Here is a 21341-nt window from a genome sequence, read left to right on the forward strand (position 1 = left end):
CTTCAGTCGCAGTCTCAGTCTCAGTCTTCAGTCTCAGTTTTCAGTCTCAGTTAAGAAACTGAAAACTGCGACTGCGACTGTAAACTTATTTCTTCTCATCAATACGTTTCTGGATCAAATCCCAGGCATAGTAGTGAAAGGTCATCCCGTTACTCATGGCTACGAAAAGGCCATTTTTAAAGCTTCCGCCTAGATTGATGCTGGTAACATCGGCACCATCACATTCAATAGTCGATGTTGGAATTTCTGCTAAAAGCGGGTAGCTATTCGGATTGCCATTTGCTCCTTCCCTTGGGTACACCATAAAAGTGTTCGCTTGCTGGTTGGAGACCAGAATGTATCCGGTAGAATCTGTTTTCTTGTAAATCGCGATTCCTTCATTGTCTCCTTTAAAACCAGTTTTTCCGAAAACGGTCAGCTCTTTGTTGTCATTTAGGGCAGGATCGGCTTTGTATTTTCTGATTCCGAATTGTTCATCGCAATACAAAACAGTGCCCAATTCATTATCTACCGCAATAGCTTCGATTTCTTTCTTCCCGCTGTAGGCACCAAACTTTCGAACGACTTTTGCTGTTGCCAATTTTCCATTTCCTGAAAGTTCGTATTGCCATAAATAACTTCCTGATGGTCCTGATTTTCTGCCTACAATAGCAAAGATTTTGCCATCCGTTTTTCGGGTATACAAAGCAATTCCCATTGGATCACGTAATTCTTCACCTTCGAAAACAGCGATTCCACCATTGTCAATTGCTTTTAAATCAGGTAAACTAAAGATTCTTATTTTGTTTGATTCACGTTCTGTAGTAACAGCAACATCAACTTTTTTTCCATCTACGATTAAGCCGTAAGCGATATCAACATTGTTCGGGCGTTTTAAAACTTCAGATTTTGCAATGATTTTTCCTTTTAAATCAAAAGCGTACAAAGCACCGTCTGTATCTTTATCCGTTCCTATAATAATGCTTTTAGAAGAATCTGTTGGGTGAATCCAGATCGCAGGATCATCTGTGTCGTGAGGCAAGGCTTCGGTAACAACGGTTGGTTTTACAGCATTTGCAGCTACAGGTGCTAGTTTGTCCTCTTTACAAGCGATGAATAAAGTGCTTAAAAGTAAAAAGGACAGTATCGTTTTATTTTTCATTATGGATTCGATTTTTAATAGCATTAGACAGAAACCGTTAGGCTCTGTCTAATGTAAGGATTTTAGGTTTAAATTATTATAAGTCAAGTTTCAAGCCGAAATTGTATCGGGCCTGATAGTACTCTGCTTGTTTGGTATGTGTCTTAACTCCCTGATAGTAACGCAAAGGCTGATTGGTTAAGTTGTTTGCTTCAGCAAAAAGACGAAGCTTTGATGTAATTTTGAATGAAGCGTTTGCGTCTAAGAAAAATTGTTTGTCGTAATAACTGTCTTTATAAGATTCTGAACCCAATTCATCTAAATAATCTGAAGTGAAATTGGTCGATACTCTGGCAGAGAAACGTTTGTTTTCCCAGGATAAAGAGCCGTTAAACATATGCGGAGTAGTTCCCGGAAGGCTAATGTTGTTTCTTTCGTTTCCATCTTCATCTGCAATTCCTTTTGCTTTAGATTTGGTATAGGTATAGTTCAGATAAATACCAAATCCTTTAAGGAATTTCCCCGGAAGGAAATCCAACTGACGCTGAAAAGCGACTTCAAAGCCATAAACATCAACAGTGTCTCCGTTTCTGGATTGTAAAAACGACCAGTTTTCACCTGCCGGAATTGGATTTGCCTGGTTTGGGAAATCAGCAGCAAATTTTGCAGCAGTGTATTGGTTGTCGCTATAATTGTAAATGAAATTTTCCAGTTTTTTATAGAAAACACCTCCTGAAATTAGTCCGACAGATTTGAAATAGTTTTCGGCCATGAAATCATAATTGTACGAGTAAGTGGCATCAAGATCCGGGTTTCCGGCTGTAATTTCTTTTTCGGCAGCAATATTGTTTACATATGGAGCCAAAGCATAATAGTCCGGTCTGGCCAAAGCGGTTGTAGCGGCAGCTCTTAAAACTAAGTCTTTGGTAGCGTTGTATTGGAATGAAATACTTGGCAATAAATTAGTGTAAGAGTTGGTCGTGTTGATTTGACTTTCTAATTTTTCTTCATCCAAAACACGGTTTCCGGTATAATCAATATGAGTGTTTTCTACTCTAAAACCTAAAACCATAGACAGTTTATCGTTAAAATCCTGATCCCATCTTACATAAGCGGCATAAATGTTTTCTTTGGCATTAAAATTTACTGCTAAGAATTCTGATGGATCTGCTTTTTTGTTGAATAACGCAGCGTTGTTTAAATCTAAACTTCCTAAGAAATTAGCCGAGGCAAAACTACCCGGAACATATTTACTACCCGGATTAAAGTTTTGACCGTCATAGAAACTGTTTGGAATCTGCGACAGCAAAGCCATATCAGTATTGATTGGTGTGTAGGCAAAGAAATTGTTGTTTCTTTCTTTTTCTTTCAATCGAAGACGGAGTCCGGTTCTTAATCTACCTTTTTGAGATGGTATAATAGTAAAAGGGAAGCGAATATTAATTTTTGCTCCAAATTCACTTTCACTGGTTTCATTTGTATTTTCGGTAGCTGTTTGGAACTTGAATTTGTCCAGCGACTCTCCGGTGGTTGCGATTAACGGAAATTCGATATCAGATAGATTCTGAGTTAAGTCCAAACCTTTTTGGCGGTATTCGATATAACGTTCTTCCGGACGGTATTCTCTGGCTTTTGCATAATTGGCCGACCAGTCCAAATCCAGTTTAGAGTGGATTAAATGTTCTCCACGAATCGAATAATTCTGAACACGTTGGTCTTCTAAACGGCTGTTTTTATTACGATTATTGTCAGACCCGCCTTTGGTTTGACGTTTTACACGGCCTTTAAAAGCTGTAATTTGTCCACCATTATAAATGGGCTGAATATCATCATAAGTAGTTCTGAAACGATTTTCTCTATCGTCTCTCCAGTTGTAAATGGCATTGGCAAAAATGGTGTTATTTTCATCAAATTTGTAATCTAATGCCACAGATCCGCTGCGACGAATACGCTGTACATCGTATTTTCTAATCTCGGATGCCTGTAAGTATTCATTTCCGAATTTATCTTTTACCCATTCGTTCTCAATATTATCAGATCCGTAATTCACATTGTTATAAGATCCGCTGAAAACAGCTCCCAGTTTATTGTCGAGAAAACGATTTCCATAAACCAATCCCGCTGTATAAGAAGCATGTTCGCGGATTGGAAGATAACCTCCGGCCAGTGTTGCAGAAATTCTCTCTCCATTTGGTGTAGCTCTTGTGATCAGGTTTACAGAACCTCCAATAGCATCTGCATCCATATCGGAAGTTAAGGTTTTGTTGACTTCGATTGTCGAAATCATATCCGATGGAATCAAATCCATTTGTACATTTCTGTTGTCTCCTTCTGCCGATGGAATTCGATCTCCATTTAAGGTAACAGAGTTCAATGAAGGGGCAAGTCCGCGGATAATGATGTTACGGGCTTCACCCTGATCGTTTTGCATCGTGATTCCCGGAACACGCTTTAAGGCATCCCCAACGTTGGCATCCGGAAAACGCCCCATTTGGTCAGAAGAGATTACGTTTCCAATGTTTTTGTTGTTTTTTTGTTGGTTCAGGGCTTTTGCCTGACCTTTTAAGATGTCTCCCACCACAACTTCGTTCAATTCAGTTCCCGAAGTTTTAAGCGCAAAATCAATTACGTTGTTTTTACCCTGTTCCACTGTAATTTCTTTTGTGAGAGCGGTGTATCCAATATATTTTACCTGTAACTGGTAGGTTCCTGCATTTATGCTAAGCAATTCAAAATGACCGTTGTAATCTGTAACAGTGTATTTGTTCTCACCTACAATTTGAATCATTGCTCCCGGTAAAGGAAGTTTGTCATCTGTATCCAGCACTTTTCCTGAGATTATGGCCTTTTGAGCATAACTAGATAAGGCTAAAAACAGAAGTGTAATTACTAAATAAATTTTTTTCATTTGTGTTTTAGTTTGATTTGCTGCGAAACTAGAACCTGAATGTTATTAAAGGACTTAAAAAAAATTAACATAGTGTTATGATTCGTCATTTATATTAAAAATAGATTAATGTTGAAATAACATTTAAATGAGGAATGTTTTTTAAGAACCCAACTTAAAAGAAATGAACTATTTAACTTAGAATTTAATTTTTTGGCGCTAAATTTGCCCTATCACAGGAGCCCAAAGGGCGGACTGACGAAATAATCATCAATCAAAAATCATCAATCATGTTAAAACAATTTTTTATCCTTTGCTCCGGAGCCGATCGGGATCTGCTCGAAGGCTGTTCAAATGGCGAACAAACCAAATACGTTGGTATTGGCGCCACGGTTTTTTTTACTGCCGTTATGGCTTTTCTGGCCAGTGCTTATGCGCTTTTTACCGTTTTTGACTTTCTTTATCCGGCCTTAGCTTTTGGATTTGTCTGGGGCTTGCTCATCTTTAATCTGGACCGATTTATCGTTTCGACGATTAAAAAAAGAGATCGTTTTATGGATGAATTTATTCAGGCGACTCCCAGAATTATATTGGCTATTATTATAGCAATTGTAATTTCGAAACCTCTGGAAATTAAAATTTTCGAAAAAGAAATCAATACCGTTTTATTGAAAGAAAAAAATGAGATGGAATTGGCGAACAAAAAGCAGGTAGGTAATTATTTCAAATCAGATTTAGATAAAAACAAGGCTGAGATTGCTGCTTTGAAAAATGATATTCTGACGAAAGAAAAAGAAGTAAATGCTTTGTACTCTACTTATATCACGGAAGCTGAAGGGACTTCGGGAACGAAGAAACTGGGGAAAGGACCGGTTTATAAGGAAAAACGAGATAAACATGATGCGGCTTTAAAAGAGCTTGCAGCTTTAAAGACTGCTAACGAAGCAAAAATTGCCGAGAAAGAAAAAACAGGAAAACAATTACAGACTGACTTAGATAAAAAAGTCACGCAGACACAGCCCATCATTGAAGGTTTTGACGGATTAATGGCGCGCATTAATGCCTTGAATAAGTTACCTTGGCTTCCTTCATTTTTTATCATGCTGTTGTTTTTGGCAATTGAGACTTCTCCAATTATAGCAAAATTACTGGCTCCTAAAGGCGAATTCGATTTCAAACAGGAAGAAGCCGAAACGGCTATGAAAGCGACTTTGGAACAGAATAAATACCAGCGTGAATTATTGGTGAGAACCAGTGCCGAAATGCACGATAAAGTATACGCTGATATTGCCGGAGACAGAGGTCTTTTTGATTTACAGCGTAAAAATGCAAAAGAGTTACTGGAGCTGCAATCGAATAGTTTTGTAGAGAAGCAGAAAGCTACTTTGTAAGTCGTAAAGTCGCAGGTCGAAAGTCATAAAGTAAAAAAGCCAGAAATAGAAAAACTTCTATTCTGGCTTTTTTGTTGATATCAACAAGAGCATTAAGACTTTATGACTTTAGACTTTAAGACTAAATTACATATAACTTAATATCTCTTTCTTATAAGTGTCATATTCCCCTTGCATGATTAAACCATTGTCAAGCAGTTTTTTATAATTCTGAAGTTTATCAAAAAGTTCTTCTTTGGATAAGTCACTTAATTTACGTTCTCCTGTAGACGTTGGAGCGGGTTGAATATGTTCAAAAGTTTCATAAGGAGTAGCGGTAACAGGCAAAATCTCGGCAAAACTGGTCACTTCTTCTGTTTCAACTTCTTCTACGTCGTCTTCAAAATCATCTTCAACGATTGGTGTTGCTTCAGTTATTGGAGTCTCAGGAGTTGCTGGATTTTTTAACAAATCCAATTGCTCTTTAGCATATGTATAAATTTTTCTGGCCTGAGTTTTCGGAATATAATCGATCGAAATGGTCAGATCAGTTTTGGTGCCAAATGAGAATTCAGAACCTAAAATGTTTTCTTTTACAAAAGTGCTTGTTATATCATCCCAGGTATAATCTGTAAAATCCATTGATAAACCTAAGTTTTTAGGTTTGCAGATAATAATACGTTTGTTGGTTAAGATTATGCTATCCGGAAAAACAGTAATTGCAGGTTTTTTTTGAACCGCAATGTACCCGATTTCTTCGTTTTTCATCAATAAATCATTGAGCTTCGAAGTGATTTTTTCAATCGCTTTAGGGTCTTGTTCTTCGTTCAGAAATTTTTTAAATTGTTCTTTCATGATTGATAAGTTGCTAAGTTACATGGTAACTGAGTTGCTAATTTTTTGGTCTTATGCTGCAAATGTAATGCCTAATTTTCTAATTCGATAATTTCATTCTGAATTTTCTTTGTCAAACTTTTGAAAACCAATTCATACGAATGATCGATCAATTCTTTAAGGAAAGCGGTTGGTAAACTTCCGTTGAGAGCGATAGTATTCCAGTGCACTTTGCTCATATGAAATCCGGGTTTGATTTCTTCATATTCGGCTCTTAGTTCCTGAGCACGTTCGGGATCACATTTTAAGTTAACCGAGGGTTCGTTTTTTTCCCATTGTGATAAGGAGGATAATGCGAACATTTTTCCGCCAACTTTAAAAACCAAAGTGTCCTCGTCAAAAGGGAAGTGCTCGCTGACTCCTTTTTTTGAAAGACAATATTCGTAGTACGTTTCCAGATTCATATTATTTTTTATTTACCAATTTCACCTAAATGTGTATACTTAAAACCTTTTTGATATTTCAAACCATAACCGAAAAAACGATCCATCGCAGCATGAGAGAACAAAATGATTCCGATAAGTTGGATGTATTCTATTTTTAAATAACAACCTAAGGTATAAATTATTATTGCAATTCCTTTATGGTGGAACAGGTTGTAGGATAAAGCACCAATTTTGGAATTAAATAGATAACCCGTCATAGAAAAATCAGGAGCCAGAATGAAGACTAAAAACCACCACCACTGATAGTTTAAAAGGCTAAATAAATAGATTCCGAGAATAAACATTCCCAGTTCTTCAAGTTTGAGTATTGTTTTCATGATATCTTCTTTTCCATCATTTTTTCGGGATGTTGTAAAGCACTAAAACCAAATTTCTCATATAAAAAGTGAGCATCAGTGGTGGCTAACCTCCAAATCTGAATTTTTTTGAGCTGTGGATCGTTCATCATGTGTTCTACCAAAATAGAGGAATATCCTTTGCCACGTTGTTCTTCGGTAATAAAAACATCCATTACATAGCCAAAAACAACATAATCAGTAATGACTCTTGCAAAACCAATTTGTTCATCATTAAGATAAATGCCAAAACAAACCGAAGCATCTATTGTTGTTTGGACCTCTTCGATAGTTCTTCCGGCAGCCCAGTAAATGTCTTTCAGGAAATTTTGGATAAATGGAACATCAAGTTTGCTTTTATCTGTTGAAACGGTTATCATTTTAGAGGATCGATTTTATATTTAAGACTTTAGCTTGTAAGATTTGAAATCTGAAATAATATTGGTTTGCTTGGACTTGCATCATTTTCAAACGAAGCAATTTGGAGATTTAGTATATAGGCTCCGTCTTCGATTTCATCCGAAACAAAAATCATTTCGGTAATGGTTGCGTTTAATCGCGCGTCGGAATTGAGATTGTGGGTGTCTTTTACATTCCAAAACGCTTTGTGTGCCAGTAATTTTCCCTCATCATGTTCTCTGTCAACACTTGGTAAATCAATCAATAAATGCTGAATTTCGCTTTCGCGGATGAAAATTGCCGCTTCTTCTGATAAATAGGGCGGATTGGTATTGGAATATTTCGTTGATTTTTTATCCTTTTGATTTGGAAGTGTTCTAATAATTAAAGCTTCAATTGTTTTGCTGGGTGAAGCCAAATCATTTGTCCCATTGAGCGAAGTTGGAGTATGAGTCCCATTGAGCGAAGTTGGAGTATGTGTCTCATTGAGCGAAGCCGAAATATTTGTCACATTGAGCGAAGCCGAAATGTGTTCTTTCGTAATTACTAAATCATCACCCATTTTTTCGGGCTCAACTGTAATCAGTTGGGCAGTAAAGAAAAATTGCTTTAAGCACTGATTGATACTGAAAAAGTCATTCGTAATATGTCCCAAACACTCCGTATGCGTTCCATGCCCGTGAGGGTTGAAGAAAATATTATTGAAATTAGTAGATGATTTTCCTTCAGAAACCTTCCCAATCCAATCACCAAAAACGACTGGTTCAATGACTGGTTTTTCGATGTACCAGGCAATCGGGTTTTCGTCAGTATTGGTTAACGGAATTGAAATATCAATGGGTTTTGATAAGTCGATTTCGAAGTTGTTGATTTTTGCTATCATGTTTGTTTAACCGCAAGGGGCGCTAAGGTTTACGCTAAGAACGCCAGAATTTTTTATTTAAAGATTGTTAACTACTCTCCTGATACCATTTTTTATTAAACAAACATTGAAATTGATTAATAAACCTAATTTGCAATTGGTTAGTTTTAAATAAGTTAATAATTGAGCAAAATGAACTTCATTTAAACAATCGACTGACTTTATCTCCAAAATTAATTTATTTTCTACTAAAATATCTAAACGATAACCAATATCTAATTTTACTTCTTCATAAATTAAAGGTAGGGCTTTTTGCTTTTCAATGGATAAGCCAAGTTTTTTTAATTCATAAAAAAGACATTCTTCATAAGCACTTTCTAAAAGTCCGGGTCCCAAAGCCTGATGAACTTTTAATGCACTGTTAAATACAATTCGCGATAATTCATTTTCTGACATGAGTTTTAATATTCTAAATTAAAACTCAAATGTAGTACAAAAAAATAAAAGTAATCCTATTCTTACAATTGATGAATTGCGCTCTTTGCGTAAACCTTAGCGAACCTTGCGGTTAACTTCTTATTCCAAATTTAAGTAAAAGAGATCACTTGCTATTCCATCCGTTAAAAATTTTCCTTTTAAAGTTGGTCTAAGAATATTGTTTTCAATTGAAAGCAAATCATCAGTTAAGAATTTTTGAGATTGTTTTAGTAAATAATTCAAATATTCCGATCCGAATTCGTTTTCAATTCTTTCCAGAGAAACGCCCCAAATGGTTCGTAGCCCTGTCATAATATATTCATTATAACGATCTGAAACAGTCAGAATTTCCGTTTCAATAGGAAGTTCATTATGCTGAATTGCCTTTAGATACAAAGCGTTATTAGCCACATTCCAGCCTCTTTTGTGGCCATCAAAACTATGAGCCGAAGGACCAATTCCAATGTATTTTTTGCCGAGCCAATAAGCGGAATTATTTTTGGAGAAGTAACCTTCCTTCCCAAAATTGGATAATTCGTAATGAACAAAACCATTTTTTTCAAGTGTGTCCACTAGAATCATAAAATGACTGGAAGCCGCTTCGTCTTGTGGTTCTGCAATTTTACCGGTGTCAATTAGTTTTTTTAAAGCCGTTTTGGGCTCTACCGTCAGGGCATAACTCGAAATGTGGGGAATCCCGAAGGACAACGCTGTTTCAATATTTTTTTTCCACATTTCGTCAGTCAGACCGGGAATTCCATAGATCAGATCGAGTGAAATGTTATCGAAATATTTGGTCGCTTCTTTCAAACAATTTATCGCTTCCACCGAATTATGAGCACGGTTCATCATCTTTAAATCTTCTTCATAAAAAGACTGAATTCCAATGCTTAAACGGTTTATAGGGCTTTTTGATAATTCTAAAATTCGCTCAGGAGATAAATCGTCGGGATTTGCTTCGAGTGTGATCTCCGGATTTTCTACAACATTGTAATGGTTGTAAATGGTCTCGATTAAAAAGTTGATCTCGTCATTACTCAAAACGGATGGGGTCCCGCCGCCAAAATAAATAGTTTCAATTTGATTGTCGCTTCGAGCGGAGTCCGTAAGGTTCAATTCATCTTTTCGCAGGATAATTTCTTTGGCTAAAGCCAAAACCATCTCGTCTTTCTTTTTCATTGAAGTCGAAAAATGAAAGTCGCAATAGTGGCAAGCCTGCTTGCAAAAAGGGATATGGATGTAGATGCCGCTCATGATTTTAGTCTCAGTTTTCAGTCCCGGTTTTCAGTCTCAGTATTTTTTAGTTGTAAACTGTGACTGCGACAGAAAACTATTTTTTAATTCGTTCTTCATTCTGTTTCACAAAAGCATCCCAACCCGAATAACTTTTACCGGCAATAACTTTACCGGAATTAAAATGATGACAAACGGCAGCCGCAAGACCATCTGTTGAGTCGAGGTTTTTGGGTAATTCTTTTAGGCCAAGAAGCTGCTGGAGCATTTTTGCGACCTGTTCTTTACTGGCATTTCCGTTTCCGGTAATCGCCATTTTGATCTTTTTAGGTTCGTACTCAGTGATGGGAATCCCTCTCGAGAGTCCCGCTGCCATTGCGACACCCTGTGCACGCCCTAATTTCAGCATCGATTGAACGTTTTTGCCGAAGAAAGGAGCCTCAATCGCTATTTCGTCAGGATGGTGCGTTTCTATAAGTTCGATAGTACGCTCAAATATGATTCTTAATTTTTGGTAATGATTGTCGTATTTGGATAATTGCAGTTCGTTAAGCTGCAGAAATTCCATTTTTTTATTAGTGACTTTAATTAATCCGAAACCCATAATGGTTGTTCCGGGGTCAATACCTAATATGATGCGTTCTTTTGTCAAGTTTTTTTGTTTCAGGTTTGATGTTTCACGTTCAAAGTTTATCAGTTTAGATGTCCCTTTGTTAGTATTACATTTTGTTCTTTATTCAGTATTTCTATTGATTGACAAATACTGTTGTATAAATTCCAAAACTTATCTTCGAAATCATCTTCTTGTTTTAATATATTTTCGGTTTCAGAATTATCTTCGTTATTTAAAATTGTACCATGACTTTCATAATAGGATGTCAAAAGAGTTCCGTTATCTGCTAAAACCCATCTGCAAGTGGCGATCCATGGATCAACGAAAAAATAATAAACTTTTGTGTTAAGCTCTTTCGAAAGAAATAAGGTCATTTGCTTTGTTTCTTCAAAATCCCAAACATTCCATATTAGATAACTCCATTCATTAATTTGGTCAAATAACATAAATGGTTTTGTGGTATTGTTTGAACTTTCATCAGATAAAAAAGACCAATCAAATTTTTCATCAAATTCTATAACTTCGGTATTTGATGCTTTTAAAACCTCTAATATGGAGCTTTTTGTTACATTTTCTATGCAAAAATGATGATTTACCAGTGAGCTAATTAAATTTCGTTTTTTATTTCCTGATTCTAACATTTCATTTTCCAATTTTCAAATTGCCACATTTTCAAATTGATTACTTTTGCGACATGATTTCAATTCCTCACAAAGCTAAGCAATTCCTTGTTCTTCTAATCAAACTTTTGATTGTAGGTGGTGCATTTTACTTTATTTATAATCAGTTGGCGCATAATGATCAATTGGACTGGCAAAAATTCATTGTGCTGTTTCGTAAAAATCAGTCTGTTTTAGGAATTGGGTTTATATTGCTTTTGAGTGTTTTGAACCGCTATTTCGAGATCCTGAAATGGCAAAATCTGGCTAAAGTAATTCATGAGATTTCTTTAGGAGAAGCCACAAAACAGGTATTGGCAGCTTTAACAGCCGGAATTTTTACGCCAAACGGAGTAGGAGAGTACGCCGGAAAAGCCTTGTATTATTCGAAATCAGACGCTAAAAAAGTAATTTTCTTAAACCTGATCTGCAACGGAATCCAGATGATCTTAACGGTAATTTTTGGGGTTTTTGGGTTATTGTATTTTAATGCCAAATATGAGATTATTACAACTCAAACGGTTGCTGTTTTGTTCGGGGGCTTTGTGTTGCTATTGGTTGTTTTGTTTTCCGTGAAGAAAATAAAAATTAAAGGATATTCGATCGAGAAATTAGTACATAAGATTAACGAAATCCCAAAATCAGTTCACCGTAAGAATATTGTTTTAGGAATTTTACGGTATTTGGTCTTTTCACATCAGTATTACTTTTTGTTCTTGGCTTTTGATGTTGATTTACCTTATTTTACTTTAATTGCTACCATTGCGGTAGTTTACTTCCTGGCTTCGTCACTGCCTACTTTTCAGTTTCTGGATTTTGCGGTAAAAGGAAGTGTTGCGATTTATTTCTTTGGAATTTTAGGGGTAAACGAGTGGATTGTAGTTTTTATCAGCACGCTGATGTGGTTTCTTAATGTGGTTTTACCGGTTGTTATAGGAGCTTATTATGTACTAAATTTTAAGACCAAAACAGCAGAATGATTTTGGTTTTGTCTATCATATTAGGTATTTATTTGATTGCCATTGGTTTGCTTATTTATGGATTTTTTAAAGTAAAAAAGTACCAAAATGCAGGTTTAAAACCTCAAACAAACTTTACGATTATAGTTCCGTTTCGGGATGAAGAAGAAAACTTACCTAATCTTTTGCGGTGTTTTTCGGAACTGAATTACCCTAATGATTTGTTTGAAGTTATTTTGGTAGATGATAATTCTAAGAAGAAATTTCAAGTTTCAAATTTCAAATTTCGCATTTCACAAATCGATAATGTCCGGGTTTCAAATTCTCCTAAAAAAGATGCTATCTCGACGGCCATGCAATTGGTGAAAACGGATTGGGTTGTTACTACAGATGCCGATTGCCTGGTGCCTGAGAATTGGTTGTTGACATTTGATAATTACATTCAGCAAAATAAGGTTTCGATGCTGGCAGGAGCTGTAACGTACGAATGCGAGAACTCTTTTTTGCACCATTTTCAGCAATTGGATTTAACGAGTCTGCAAGGTGCTACTATTGGAAGTTTTGGACTTCAAAGTGCTTTTATGTGCAACGGAGCCAATTTTGCGTATACTAAATCGCTGTTTCAAGATTTAAATGGATTTGAAGGGAATAGCAAAATTGCCAGTGGAGATGATGTGTTTTTACTGCAAAAAGCGGTTGGTTTATTTCCTGATGAAGTACATTATTTAAAGGCAACGGATGCAATTGTAAGCACAAAACCAACGGAGGACTGGAAGACCTTATTTTATCAAAGGGTTCGTTGGGCGGCCAAAACAAGTTCGTATCAAAGCAGCTTTGGAAAGCGATTAGGTCTTATTGTTTTCTTGGGAAACCTGAGTTTTGTAGTTGGGTTTTGTAGTGTTGTTTTTTCGATTTTGCCTTATTACTTCTTTGTTTTGTTGGCTTTTTCAAAATTCACAATCGATTATATTTTACTCTATGCTACGAACCGTTTTTTAGTGAAAGACAAAATAAAAAGTTTGTTCTTAAGTAATTTGTTATATCCTTTTTTCAGTTCGGCTGTGGCTTTGTACAGCTTGTTTGGCTCTTATGAATGGAAGGGAAGAAAGTTTACGAAATAAAATCTTCTACTACTAATAGGTAAAACAACTATTTTTTTTCTTTTGCCTTGAGAATGACAGGTAAGATAAATTGTGTTTTTACCGGAATTCCGCGTTTAAGTGCCGGATTTACTTTAGGGAAATCAACCAGGCGGGCATGTAGAATACTATCAATTTTAATAGTGTCGTAGGCAACAGAATCTTTAGGAAATTGAGGTTCGAATTTCATGGTTGAGTTTGGAAAAACGGTCACTTTCACTTCGATGGTGTCAAGTTCGGGATAGAGTATGGAAAGGGTGTCAATATCCAGTTTTTCCTGAATAAGTTGTGCCATTACCTCAAAAAAACATTGTTGACGCTGCTTTTTATCGTTAATTTTTTCGCAATTGGCAACAGATGGAAACTCATCAACTTCTTTCCAGTTAATCGATTTTAGTTCTTTTTGAAGTAATTCTTTTTCAGACGGGACCTTCTTCTCAAAATATTGACAAGAATGGAAAAATAGAATTACGAATAAAAGGAAAAGCTTCTTCAAGACTTTGATGTTGGATTGAATAAATAAATTAGAATATAAAAATACAATTATTTTTTTTGAGAAGCTTTGAATTGCAAATAATCTTCATAATTTTCCGACAGCCATTTTTCTTTGTTTTTTGCCGCAACTTCTTTTTCTTCAGGATATAAAGAAGCTAGTCGGTCAGAAAAAGCAGCAATACGAACGGTGTAATTGTAGTACTCCGTTTTGCTTAATACAATATTTGGATCATTTTTTCGATTAAAATATTCGAAGAATAAAGTATTAAAATCTTTCATCGAAAAGTTGAGCACTTTTTTCTTATTACTTTTATAAATGCTGTCTTGCAGAAGTCTGTCGTTTATTGAGAGAGTTTTAGTTTGGGCATGCAAATTGCTATTGATGACAAGGATCAGAAAACTACAGGAGATAAATTGCAAAAATTGACGCATTAACTTGTTCCTTTAGAAAGTTTGTAGATCAAATTTACAAAAAAAGATATGGATTTACTATTGTTGTTGCTGGGATTTATATGCATGATTGTTGGGATTTTTGGCAGTTTTCTGCCTGTATTACCCGGATTGTCGTCTTGCTGGGTGGGGCTGTTACTGCTGTACCTGACCAAAGCAGTTGAGAACAATTATTGGGTTTTAGGCATTACCCTTTTTCTAACGATTGTAATTACGATTCTTGATTATATCATCCCGGCAAAAGGGACTAAAAAATTTGGAGGGAGTTCGTATGGCGTGTGGGGAACTAACATTGGTTTAATTGTAGGTATTATTGCTCCTATTCCTTTTGGAGTTATTATTGGGCCTTTTGTAGGGGCTTTGGTTGGAGAGTTGATTTATGATTCGACCAATCATCAAAGAGCACTGAAAGCGGCAACAGGATCTGTTTTAGGCTTTTTGGCTTCGAGTTTTGTGAATTTTTTATGCTGCATTATTTTCCTGGGTATTTTTATTAGCATTGTCTGGCAAAATCGCTTATTACTGTTTTAAATCGCGTATTTATCCTTAAGCTTTTTCTTATTTTTTAATTTTTTATCAAAAAAATGTGATTTTTTTTTTGAGAGGATTTTTCTTTGTTTTGATAACGAATGGGTTATGTTTACTGGAGGTTGGGGATTTTTATGTTTAACAACTGTTTAGGCAATAATTCACCATTTAACTTATTTTTTGGAAATGTTAGAATATTTTATATTTTTATCCTGATAAACGATAAAAAGCCTCACTTCGTCGATTATTTTTAATGGATTTAAATAATTTCAAATAAGTTAAATATGACTCCTAACCTACAAATTGAACTTAGACGTTTTATTTCTTCTAATGTTGTTTCAAAGTTGAACAAGTTTTATTTTGAAAATGATGCACTTTTAATTAAAGGAATTGATGTTTCGATAGGTACGGTTTTAATGGGGTTGTACAACAGGGCGGAGGAGTCGGATTTTTACAAAGGAATTACTTCAATGATACAGGACGATTCCACTTTCTATCAGGAAGTCGATTTTACATCAGGACGTATTTTATCCGTTGACGATTGTTATCGATTAGAAGGGAATAGTTTGCTGAAAGAAATTTTTACCAATAAAAAAGGCAGGATTTCTGAAATGATTTCAAACGAAGTCGGAATCAAAAGTGAAACAGCCCGAGAGATTCTTAACTTTTCTGCTTTACTAGTCGTCTCTTATCTTAAGAATAATATCCAAATAGTAGAGAGTTTAAAATTGCTTTTAGAAGATCAAAAAAGAGATATTTTAAACAGTATTCCTCCCGGAATCAAAATTATCCTGGGTTTTTCCTGTTACGAAACAGTAGAAGAAAAAAACCAATCTATAGGAAGATCTATTTTTACTTTATTCGGTCATAACTTTTTCAGCTTCTAAAAAAAAATCCCGTCTTACAGCGTAAAACAGGATTTGTATTTAAATCAATTTGAGTAGTTTTTTATACGTTTTTCAAGTTGATAACTTCTTGGTCAGTTAAAAAACGCCAGTTACCTCTCGGTAAATTCTTTTTAGTTAAACCTGCAAACGATACACGGTCAATACGTAATACATCATAGTCAAAGTTTTCGAAAATAGCACGTACTACTTTTACATTCGAAGAACGTAATTTAAGACCTACTTCGCTTTTTGCTTCTTTTTCAATATAACTGATTTCTTCTACGAAAACACGGTGTCCGTCAAGAACTAAGCCTTTACTTATTTTTTCTAAATCTTCAAATTTCAAGTTTTTGTCTAAAGAAACCTGATAAATCTTAGATGATTTTTGATTTGGTAAAGTAAATTTACGAATCATGTCCGTGTCGTTAGTAAACAGCAATAAACCGGTTGTGTTTTTGTCCATTCTTCCAATCGGAGCAATTTTTGCCGTTGTAGAACCACGAACTAACTCTAAAACATTACGATATTCCTGACCTTCGTCAAGAGCAGTGGTAAAGTTTTTAGGTTTGTTTAATAAGATGTATTCTTTCTTTTCAGGAGTCAAAGTAACGCCGTCGAAATTTACAACATCATTTAATTTTACTAAATAACCCATTTCAGTTACCGGAACTCCATTTACTTTAACATTTCCGGACTGAATGTATATATCGGCATCACGACGAGAACAAACACCTGAATTTGAGATGTATTTGTTTAAACGAATTTCGTCTGAAGCTTTTTGTCTTTTTGGAGCCTGATTCTGTTTTTTAATTTTCTGCGCCTTTTCTTCTTCGGCAGCCTTCACAGCAGGTTTTACCTTTTTCGGCCCTTGAGCACGTTTTGCCATAGGAGGTTTTGGCTTGTTAGAGTTTGGTCTTGAGCTATTTGGTCTCGAACCGCCTCTTTTATTATTGCCTTCCTTATTGTTCATAAATTCTGTAATTTGTGCAAAGATAGTTTATTCTTGCTAAATAATCCTAAGTTCATTGTTCTTAGATTGATAGCTGTTGTTTTTTAGAGTTATAAGAGTGTTACAATTGTCTTTTTTTAAGCATTTTGAAAGTTACACTATGAAGATTTTACACGGTGAAAGCAAAGCAAAGGGCAAAAATGAGCTATTAAACCGTTAAGATTTTAGTAATAAATTTTTTCCATGCCATAAGACAGTTGGATTAATTAATACGATGCAAAATACTCCCGAAACAATCAGGAATTTTAAGACATTGTGTAATAGTAAAAATTGTTCCTTAGAGTTTGATTTCCATAAATAAATCAGGAAAAATAGCAATACGCCAAAACAGACATAAAAGTAAATGTCCATATAACCCACATCGTAAATGTTGATTAAAATGTAAACCGGAACCACTGTCAGGATCGTTAAAACTGTAATGATTTGTTTGGAAACCGTTTCGTTGTAAAGAATTGGGATTGTTCTGTAATTGTTAGCTAAATCACCTTTGAGATTTTCCAGATCTTTTATCATTTCCCGAATGAGCAACAATAAAAACAAGAAAATCGCGTGAGATGAAATAACCATGAAATGACTCATGTGATTCTCGATTTCTTCAAACGAAATTTTGTTGTAGAAATATAACAGGATAGCAAAGAATGGAACTACTGCCAGGAAGGCCGCACAGAGATTACCAACAATAGGGTATTTTTTTATTTTATGAGAGTAGAGCCAAATGAGGAAAATGTATGCCGAAAAGAATAGAAAAGCACGCCAGGATACAATCAGCGCCATTAAGGCCGCAATGAAGTTGAGTGTAAAATAAACGGATAGTTTTGTTTTTTGACTGACTAATCTGTCTAACATTGATTTGTTAGGTCTGTTGATTAAATCTTTTTGGCTGTCGTAGAAATTATTGATAATATAACCTGAAGCAATAGTGATTGCGGAAGCAAAAACGATTAAAAATAAATTGAAATCCAACAAAATATCCAGTGCTCTTTTTTCCGGTGCCAGTATAAAAATAGAGGATAAGTATTGAGCCAAAACAATAATCGGGATGTTATAGCCTCTCACTACGGAGAACAAACTAACAATTTTCATTACTAAAAGTTTGTGCTGTCTGCTTAACATTTTTTGAGTTTGGTTTCAGGTTTTAATTCTAGACTTGTTTTTAGGTTCTCCTTCTGCAAAACATAAATAGGCTCCCTGCGAATTTGAAGCATCAGGAGCCGAAAAGGAAAAGTTGTGATCCTGTTGCAGAGCAGATAAAGACAATGACAGCAGCTTCTTCAATAATCAATGCTGAAAACTTTACTTTCGTGTAGTGAACAGTGATTTTTTGAACAATATTAAATCCTTTTTCTAAAAGTATCGCTAATAAAATTAAAGGTGTTAAAAATAGAATTCCTCCTGAAAAAGTCGCTTTGATAATCTTTAAAATACGATTCATAAGTTTAAACTTTTAAGGTCTATTTAAAGAAAGCGAGTTTTAAAAGACAGGATTTAGAATTGATAAACGACTTCTAATTTATAATCTTTTAAAGATGCTTTGGCACGTTCCAAATCCTCGGTAAAGCCCAGAATATAACCGCCTCCTCCTGAACCGCAAAGTTTCAGATAGTAGTCGTTCGTATCAATTCCGTTTTGCCAGATCCCATGAAATTGTTCCGGAATCATTGGTTTGAAGTTGTTTAGAACGACTTTTGATAGCTTTTTAGTATTGGTAAACAACGATTTCATGTCACCATGTAAAAAGTTTTCTACACAAGCATCGGTATATTTTACAAACTGATTTTTAAGCATAGTACGGAAGCCTTTGTCTTTCAGGCTTTCCATGAAAATGTTAACCATCGGAGCGGTTTCGCCTACAATTCCTGAATCTAATAAAAATACAGCCCCTTTTCCATCAAAACTCTGAGTTGGAATTCCGGTTGCTTCAATGTTATCTTTCGAATTGATTAAAATAGGAATGCTTAAATAACTGTTTAAAGGATCTAAACCAGAGCTTTTTCCGTGGAAGAAACTTTCCATTTGAGCGAAAATATTCTTTAATTGTAATAGTTTTTCGCGAGTCAGATTTTCTAAAACGGTGATCTTATGAGTAGCATATTTGTCATAAATTGCAGCAACAAGTGCACCACTGCTTCCCACTCCGTATCCTTGTGGAATACTGGAATCGAAATACATTCCGGTTTCTACATCATTCTTTAAAGCCGTCAAATCAAAAGCAACCAAATCCGGCTGTTCTGTTTGTAAAGTTTCAAGATAAGCTGCAAAACGTTTTAAGCTTGCGTTGGATGCCATTGCTTCTGCCGAAGGTTCTTCGGTTTTTTTCAAAGCACCGTTGTAAAAATTATAAGGAATAGAAAGTCCTTTAGAGTCGCGGATGATTCCGTATTCTCCAAAGAGTAATATTTTTGAGTAAAATAAGGGTCCTTTCATAATTGAAAATGAATAATTAACAATTGATAATTATATGTTTTTAGAAGTTTTTAGGATACTCGTAAGTAATCTTAATAACTCACTGATTTTAGGTTTAATATTTTGAAATTCGATATCAGAAAGATATTTTGTTTCATACAGCAAATCTAACCAATATTCTGTTTCGTTTGCTTCTTTTAATGAAATAGACAACTTATGAATAAAATCTGCTTTACTTTGGGCATGTTCAGATTCTCTTACATTTGCACCAATCGATGTTCCTGCACGCAACATTTGTTTAGATAATACAAATTCTTTTTTCTCGCTTAGAGTTTTGTAAAGATTTACAATTTCAATTGCAAAAGCAAAGGACTTATCTTTTATAACGTTTTTCTTTTCCATAAAGTTACTAATTATTAATTGACAATTGTTAATTATCAATTAATAAAGCACCATCTCCAATTTCGTCGCAAATGTACTGACCATTCTGACAAAATACAACTAATTCGTCCTGAATAAATTGTAGCACTTTATCGCTAACGTTTTCGGGATAGAGAACATGAACATTTGCTCCGGCATCAAGTGTAAAGCAAACCGGAATCTGAGTCTCATTTCGGAACTTCCAGATGGCATTAATGATTTGCAAGGTGTTCGGTTTCATTAAAATATAGTAGGGCATAGAAGTCATCATCATGGCATGTAATGTCAATGCTTCACTTTCAACTACTTTTATAAATTCGTTCAGATTACCGCTTTCAAAAATGGTAATTAACTGATCCAGATTTTCATGTGCCTGAGCAAAACGTCTTTCGGCATAGGGATGATTGTGCATTAAATCATGTCCAACAGTACTGGAAACTTGTTTTTCACCTTTATCAACCAGTAAAATGGTATCCTGATAGTTGTTGAAATTTTCGTGAACGGTATAAGGGAATTCAACCCCATATAAATCCGAACTTCCTTTAATATTTGCCTGATTTCCCCAAGCTACCAGATTTCCTTTTACACTTCTGCAGGCACTTCCGGATCCCAAACGGGCTAAAAAAGAAGCTTTCTGGTAAAAATAGCCTTCTGTCATTTCAGGATTTAATACTTTCTCTAAACTCATAAAGTTCATTGCTAAAGCTGCCATTCCAGAAGCCGATGAAGCAATTCCTGAACTGTGTGGAAAGGTATTTTGAGTATCGATAGTAAAATGATACTCTTTCAGAAAAGGTAAATAGATTTCAATTCGTTCCAGAAACTTTTGAATTTTTGGTTTGAAGTCTTCTTTTGGTTTTCCTTCAAAAAGTAAATCAAACGAGAAATTACTTGCGGGAGAACTTTCTCTTTTCGAAAAAGCAAGCTTAGTAATCGTTTTACAATTTTTAAGGGTAAAACTTACTGAAGGATTTGCCGGAATCTGATTGTCTTTTTTCCCCCAGTATTTTACTAACGCAATATTGCTGGGTGCGCTCCATTCAAAATTTCCTTTTTCGATGGATGAAGTATAAGTATTAGGAATAAAATCAGCTGCTGTAAACATGAACTATAAAATTTTGGCAAAGATAGTTTTTAAAATATTGCGTCATATAAGTTCTGTTGGAAAATGTAAGTCAAGCACCAACTAATAACAAACTGAAGGGCAGTTATAGGATTTACGCCTTCTTTTTGATTATTTTTGGTGAAAAATCATAGTAAAATGAACAAGGCAGCCAAAATTGCAATTGCATTAGTTATTTGTTTAATGGTAGGGTATTCTGCAAGTATAGTGACAAGACCAAGTGTTGAAACATGGTATCCTACTCTTATAAAACCTCCTTTTAATCCGCCTAATTGGATTTTTATGCCGGTTTGGACACTGCTTTATATTTTGATGGCGGTTGCAGCAGGACTGGTTTGGGATAAAATAAAAGAGCAGAAAGAGACGGTGAAAATGGCCTTAGGTTTCTTCATAATTCAGCTGACGTTAAACGCGATCTGGTCTTACTTGTTCTTCGAATTAAAGAACCCAATGCTAGCCCTAATCGAAATTGTACTTTTATGGCTGATGATTTATGAAACGTATTTGAAATTCGTTAAAATCAATAAAATTGCCGGATATTTATTGATTCCGTATATGGTTTGGGTAGCATTTGCTGCAGTTTTAAATGCCAGTATCTGGTGGTTGAATTGATAGGTTATAGTTTCAGGTTAC

The 21341-nt window shown here is 35.1% G+C and carries 25 protein-coding genes; 6 read left to right on the plus strand and 19 right to left on the minus strand.

Annotated elements, in window-relative coordinates; all coding sequences use genetic code 11:
• Nucleotides 1-85: 85 nt before the first annotated feature.
• Both LNQ34_RS10050 and LNQ34_RS10055 read right to left on the minus strand, forming a co-directional pair.
• Complete coding sequence (locus LNQ34_RS10050) at nucleotides 86-1141, minus strand: phytase (RefSeq protein ID WP_229999515.1); 1056 nt, start codon at nucleotides 1139-1141, stop codon at nucleotides 86-88.
• Between the two features lie 76 nt (nucleotides 1142-1217).
• Nucleotides 1218-4028, minus strand: a complete 2811-nt coding sequence (locus tag LNQ34_RS10055; protein ID WP_229999517.1) for a TonB-dependent receptor — start codon at nucleotides 4026-4028, stop codon at nucleotides 1218-1220.
• A 269-nt stretch (nucleotides 4029-4297) separates the two neighbouring features.
• Between LNQ34_RS10055 and LNQ34_RS10060 the strand changes: the two genes are divergently transcribed.
• Nucleotides 4298-5398 (plus strand): DUF4407 domain-containing protein, encoded by a 1101-nt coding sequence (locus LNQ34_RS10060; protein WP_229999519.1) that lies wholly within the window; start codon nucleotides 4298-4300, stop codon nucleotides 5396-5398.
• 126 nt (nucleotides 5399-5524) lie between these two features.
• Here the strand turns inward: LNQ34_RS10060 and LNQ34_RS10065 are convergent, their stop codons facing one another.
• The 9 genes from LNQ34_RS10065 to LNQ34_RS10105 all read right to left on the minus strand — a co-directional run bounded on the left by LNQ34_RS10065 (nucleotide 5525) and on the right by LNQ34_RS10105 (nucleotide 11277).
• A complete protein-coding gene (locus LNQ34_RS10065) occupies nucleotides 5525-6232 on the minus strand; it encodes a PH domain-containing protein (protein ID WP_229999521.1) in 708 nt (235 codons plus the stop codon).
• 71 nt (nucleotides 6233-6303) lie between these two features.
• The gene (locus LNQ34_RS10070) at nucleotides 6304-6675 is read right to left on the minus strand and encodes an MmcQ/YjbR family DNA-binding protein (protein WP_017494743.1); all 372 of its coding nucleotides are present in this window, start codon (nucleotides 6673-6675) and stop codon (nucleotides 6304-6306) included.
• Nucleotides 6676-6683: 8 nt separating this feature from the next.
• Nucleotides 6684-7034, minus strand: coding sequence for a DUF4260 domain-containing protein (locus tag LNQ34_RS10075; RefSeq protein WP_202704112.1), 351 nt, complete (start codon nucleotides 7032-7034; stop codon nucleotides 6684-6686).
• Nucleotides 7031-7432 carry a GNAT family N-acetyltransferase gene (locus LNQ34_RS10080; protein ID WP_202704113.1) on the minus strand — a complete coding sequence of 134 codons (402 nt, stop codon included), beginning with the start codon at nucleotides 7430-7432 and terminating at the stop codon, nucleotides 7031-7033. The genes LNQ34_RS10075 and LNQ34_RS10080 overlap by 4 nt, the downstream gene beginning before the upstream one ends.
• 29 nt (nucleotides 7433-7461) lie before the next feature.
• The gene (locus LNQ34_RS10085) at nucleotides 7462-8334 is read right to left on the minus strand and encodes a cyclase family protein (protein ID WP_229999523.1); all 873 of its coding nucleotides are present in this window, start codon (nucleotides 8332-8334) and stop codon (nucleotides 7462-7464) included.
• A 57-nt stretch (nucleotides 8335-8391) separates the two neighbouring features.
• Nucleotides 8392-8769 carry a GxxExxY protein gene (locus LNQ34_RS10090; protein WP_229999525.1) on the minus strand — a complete coding sequence of 126 codons (378 nt, stop codon included), beginning with the start codon at nucleotides 8767-8769 and terminating at the stop codon, nucleotides 8392-8394.
• A gap of 120 nt (nucleotides 8770-8889) precedes the next feature.
• On the minus strand, nucleotides 8890-10044 hold the full coding sequence (gene hemW / locus LNQ34_RS10095) for a radical SAM family heme chaperone HemW (RefSeq protein ID WP_229999532.1): 1155 nt from the start codon (nucleotides 10042-10044) through the stop codon (nucleotides 8890-8892).
• 76 nt (nucleotides 10045-10120) lie between these two features.
• Nucleotides 10121-10675: a crossover junction endodeoxyribonuclease RuvC gene (gene ruvC / locus LNQ34_RS10100; RefSeq protein WP_229999533.1), complete on the minus strand. Its 555-nt coding sequence runs from the start codon at nucleotides 10673-10675 to the stop codon at nucleotides 10121-10123.
• A 41-nt stretch (nucleotides 10676-10716) separates the two neighbouring features.
• Nucleotides 10717-11277, minus strand: coding sequence for a hypothetical protein (locus LNQ34_RS10105; RefSeq protein WP_202702857.1), 561 nt, complete (start codon nucleotides 11275-11277; stop codon nucleotides 10717-10719).
• 53 nt (nucleotides 11278-11330) lie between these two features.
• Here LNQ34_RS10105 and LNQ34_RS10110 point away from each other — a divergent pair, with 53 nt between their 5' ends.
• Both LNQ34_RS10110 and LNQ34_RS10115 read left to right on the plus strand, forming a co-directional pair.
• Nucleotides 11331-12275 (plus strand): lysylphosphatidylglycerol synthase domain-containing protein, encoded by a 945-nt coding sequence (locus tag LNQ34_RS10110; protein WP_202702858.1) that lies wholly within the window; start codon nucleotides 11331-11333, stop codon nucleotides 12273-12275.
• Nucleotides 12272-13375, plus strand: a complete 1104-nt coding sequence (locus LNQ34_RS10115; RefSeq protein WP_229999535.1) for a glycosyltransferase family 2 protein — start codon at nucleotides 12272-12274, stop codon at nucleotides 13373-13375. Before LNQ34_RS10110 ends, LNQ34_RS10115 begins: the two co-directional genes overlap by 4 nt.
• A 28-nt stretch (nucleotides 13376-13403) precedes the next feature.
• Here LNQ34_RS10115 and LNQ34_RS10120 read toward each other — a convergent pair whose 3' ends face one another.
• Nucleotides 13404-13889, minus strand: coding sequence for a hypothetical protein (locus LNQ34_RS10120; protein WP_229999536.1), 486 nt, complete (start codon nucleotides 13887-13889; stop codon nucleotides 13404-13406).
• Nucleotides 13890-13936: 47 nt separating this feature from the next.
• Entirely contained in the window at nucleotides 13937-14320 is a 384-nt protein-coding gene (locus LNQ34_RS10125; RefSeq protein WP_229999538.1) for a hypothetical protein, read from the minus strand.
• 48 nt (nucleotides 14321-14368) lie between these two features.
• Between LNQ34_RS10125 and LNQ34_RS10130 the strand changes: the two genes are divergently transcribed.
• Complete coding sequence (locus LNQ34_RS10130) at nucleotides 14369-14869, plus strand: DUF456 domain-containing protein (protein ID WP_202702862.1); 501 nt, start codon at nucleotides 14369-14371, stop codon at nucleotides 14867-14869.
• Between the two features lie 281 nt (nucleotides 14870-15150).
• Nucleotides 15151-15753: a DUF937 domain-containing protein gene (locus tag LNQ34_RS10135; protein WP_229999540.1), complete on the plus strand. Its 603-nt coding sequence runs from the start codon at nucleotides 15151-15153 to the stop codon at nucleotides 15751-15753.
• A gap of 61 nt (nucleotides 15754-15814) precedes the next feature.
• Here LNQ34_RS10135 and LNQ34_RS10140 read toward each other — a convergent pair whose 3' ends face one another.
• The 6 genes from LNQ34_RS10140 to LNQ34_RS10165 all read right to left on the minus strand — a co-directional run bounded on the left by LNQ34_RS10140 (nucleotide 15815) and on the right by LNQ34_RS10165 (nucleotide 20690).
• Complete coding sequence (locus LNQ34_RS10140; RefSeq protein ID WP_017494756.1) at nucleotides 15815-16723, minus strand: pseudouridine synthase; 909 nt, start codon at nucleotides 16721-16723, stop codon at nucleotides 15815-15817.
• 195 nt (nucleotides 16724-16918) lie between these two features.
• Nucleotides 16919-17875: a geranylgeranylglycerol-phosphate geranylgeranyltransferase gene (locus LNQ34_RS10145; protein ID WP_202702864.1), complete on the minus strand. Its 957-nt coding sequence runs from the start codon at nucleotides 17873-17875 to the stop codon at nucleotides 16919-16921.
• Nucleotides 17876-17966: 91 nt separating this feature from the next.
• Nucleotides 17967-18194: a hypothetical protein gene (locus tag LNQ34_RS10150; RefSeq protein WP_202702865.1), complete on the minus strand. Its 228-nt coding sequence runs from the start codon at nucleotides 18192-18194 to the stop codon at nucleotides 17967-17969.
• A gap of 53 nt (nucleotides 18195-18247) precedes the next feature.
• The gene (locus tag LNQ34_RS10155) at nucleotides 18248-19186 is read right to left on the minus strand and encodes a mevalonate kinase family protein (protein ID WP_202702866.1); all 939 of its coding nucleotides are present in this window, start codon (nucleotides 19184-19186) and stop codon (nucleotides 18248-18250) included.
• Between the two features lie 30 nt (nucleotides 19187-19216).
• Nucleotides 19217-19567 carry a four helix bundle protein gene (locus LNQ34_RS10160; protein ID WP_229999541.1) on the minus strand — a complete coding sequence of 117 codons (351 nt, stop codon included), beginning with the start codon at nucleotides 19565-19567 and terminating at the stop codon, nucleotides 19217-19219.
• Between the two features lie 28 nt (nucleotides 19568-19595).
• The gene (locus tag LNQ34_RS10165; protein WP_229999542.1) at nucleotides 19596-20690 is read right to left on the minus strand and encodes a diphosphomevalonate decarboxylase; all 1095 of its coding nucleotides are present in this window, start codon (nucleotides 20688-20690) and stop codon (nucleotides 19596-19598) included.
• Nucleotides 20691-20846: 156 nt separating this feature from the next.
• On the opposite strand from LNQ34_RS10165, the gene LNQ34_RS10170 reads away from it, so the two are divergent.
• The gene (locus LNQ34_RS10170) at nucleotides 20847-21320 is read left to right on the plus strand and encodes a TspO/MBR family protein (RefSeq protein ID WP_229999543.1); all 474 of its coding nucleotides are present in this window, start codon (nucleotides 20847-20849) and stop codon (nucleotides 21318-21320) included.
• Nucleotides 21321-21341 lie beyond the last annotated feature (21 nt).

The organism is Flavobacterium lipolyticum (assembly GCF_020905335.1).
GTDB classification, from domain to species: Bacteria; Bacteroidota; Bacteroidia; order Flavobacteriales; family Flavobacteriaceae; genus Flavobacterium; species Flavobacterium lipolyticum.

Excerpts from the sequence above, each read along its gene's own strand:
- LNQ34_RS10050 (WP_229999515.1), bottom strand. The coding sequence starts at position 1,141 with ATGAAAAATAAAACGATACTGTCCTTTTTACTTTTAAGCACTTTATTC.
- LNQ34_RS10055 (WP_229999517.1), bottom strand. The coding sequence starts at position 4,028 with ATGAAAAAAATTTATTTAGTAATTACACTTCTGTTTTTAGCCTTATCT.
- LNQ34_RS10060 (WP_229999519.1), top strand. The coding sequence starts at position 4,298 with ATGTTAAAACAATTTTTTATCCTTTGCTCCGGAGCCGATCGGGATCTG.
- LNQ34_RS10065 (WP_229999521.1), bottom strand. The coding sequence starts at position 6,232 with ATGAAAGAACAATTTAAAAAATTTCTGAACGAAGAACAAGACCCTAAA.
- LNQ34_RS10070 (WP_017494743.1), bottom strand. The coding sequence starts at position 6,675 with ATGAATCTGGAAACGTACTACGAATATTGTCTTTCAAAAAAAGGAGTC.
- LNQ34_RS10075 (WP_202704112.1), bottom strand. The coding sequence starts at position 7,034 with ATGAAAACAATACTCAAACTTGAAGAACTGGGAATGTTTATTCTCGGA.
- LNQ34_RS10080 (WP_202704113.1), bottom strand. The coding sequence starts at position 7,432 with ATGATAACCGTTTCAACAGATAAAAGCAAACTTGATGTTCCATTTATC.
- LNQ34_RS10085 (WP_229999523.1), bottom strand. The coding sequence starts at position 8,334 with ATGATAGCAAAAATCAACAACTTCGAAATCGACTTATCAAAACCCATT.
- LNQ34_RS10090 (WP_229999525.1), bottom strand. The coding sequence starts at position 8,769 with ATGTCAGAAAATGAATTATCGCGAATTGTATTTAACAGTGCATTAAAA.
- hemW (WP_229999532.1), bottom strand. The coding sequence starts at position 10,044 with ATGAGCGGCATCTACATCCATATCCCTTTTTGCAAGCAGGCTTGCCAC.
- LNQ34_RS10105 (WP_202702857.1), bottom strand. The coding sequence starts at position 11,277 with ATGTTAGAATCAGGAAATAAAAAACGAAATTTAATTAGCTCACTGGTA.
- LNQ34_RS10110 (WP_202702858.1), top strand. The coding sequence starts at position 11,331 with ATGATTTCAATTCCTCACAAAGCTAAGCAATTCCTTGTTCTTCTAATC.
- LNQ34_RS10115 (WP_229999535.1), top strand. The coding sequence starts at position 12,272 with ATGATTTTGGTTTTGTCTATCATATTAGGTATTTATTTGATTGCCATT.
- LNQ34_RS10125 (WP_229999538.1), bottom strand. The coding sequence starts at position 14,320 with ATGCGTCAATTTTTGCAATTTATCTCCTGTAGTTTTCTGATCCTTGTC.
- LNQ34_RS10130 (WP_202702862.1), top strand. The coding sequence starts at position 14,369 with ATGGATTTACTATTGTTGTTGCTGGGATTTATATGCATGATTGTTGGG.
- LNQ34_RS10135 (WP_229999540.1), top strand. The coding sequence starts at position 15,151 with ATGACTCCTAACCTACAAATTGAACTTAGACGTTTTATTTCTTCTAAT.
- LNQ34_RS10140 (WP_017494756.1), bottom strand. The coding sequence starts at position 16,723 with ATGAACAATAAGGAAGGCAATAATAAAAGAGGCGGTTCGAGACCAAAT.
- LNQ34_RS10145 (WP_202702864.1), bottom strand. The coding sequence starts at position 17,875 with ATGTTAAGCAGACAGCACAAACTTTTAGTAATGAAAATTGTTAGTTTG.
- LNQ34_RS10150 (WP_202702865.1), bottom strand. The coding sequence starts at position 18,194 with ATGAATCGTATTTTAAAGATTATCAAAGCGACTTTTTCAGGAGGAATT.
- LNQ34_RS10155 (WP_202702866.1), bottom strand. The coding sequence starts at position 19,186 with ATGAAAGGACCCTTATTTTACTCAAAAATATTACTCTTTGGAGAATAC.
- LNQ34_RS10160 (WP_229999541.1), bottom strand. The coding sequence starts at position 19,567 with ATGGAAAAGAAAAACGTTATAAAAGATAAGTCCTTTGCTTTTGCAATT.
- LNQ34_RS10165 (WP_229999542.1), bottom strand. The coding sequence starts at position 20,690 with ATGTTTACAGCAGCTGATTTTATTCCTAATACTTATACTTCATCCATC.
- LNQ34_RS10170 (WP_229999543.1), top strand. The coding sequence starts at position 20,847 with ATGAACAAGGCAGCCAAAATTGCAATTGCATTAGTTATTTGTTTAATG.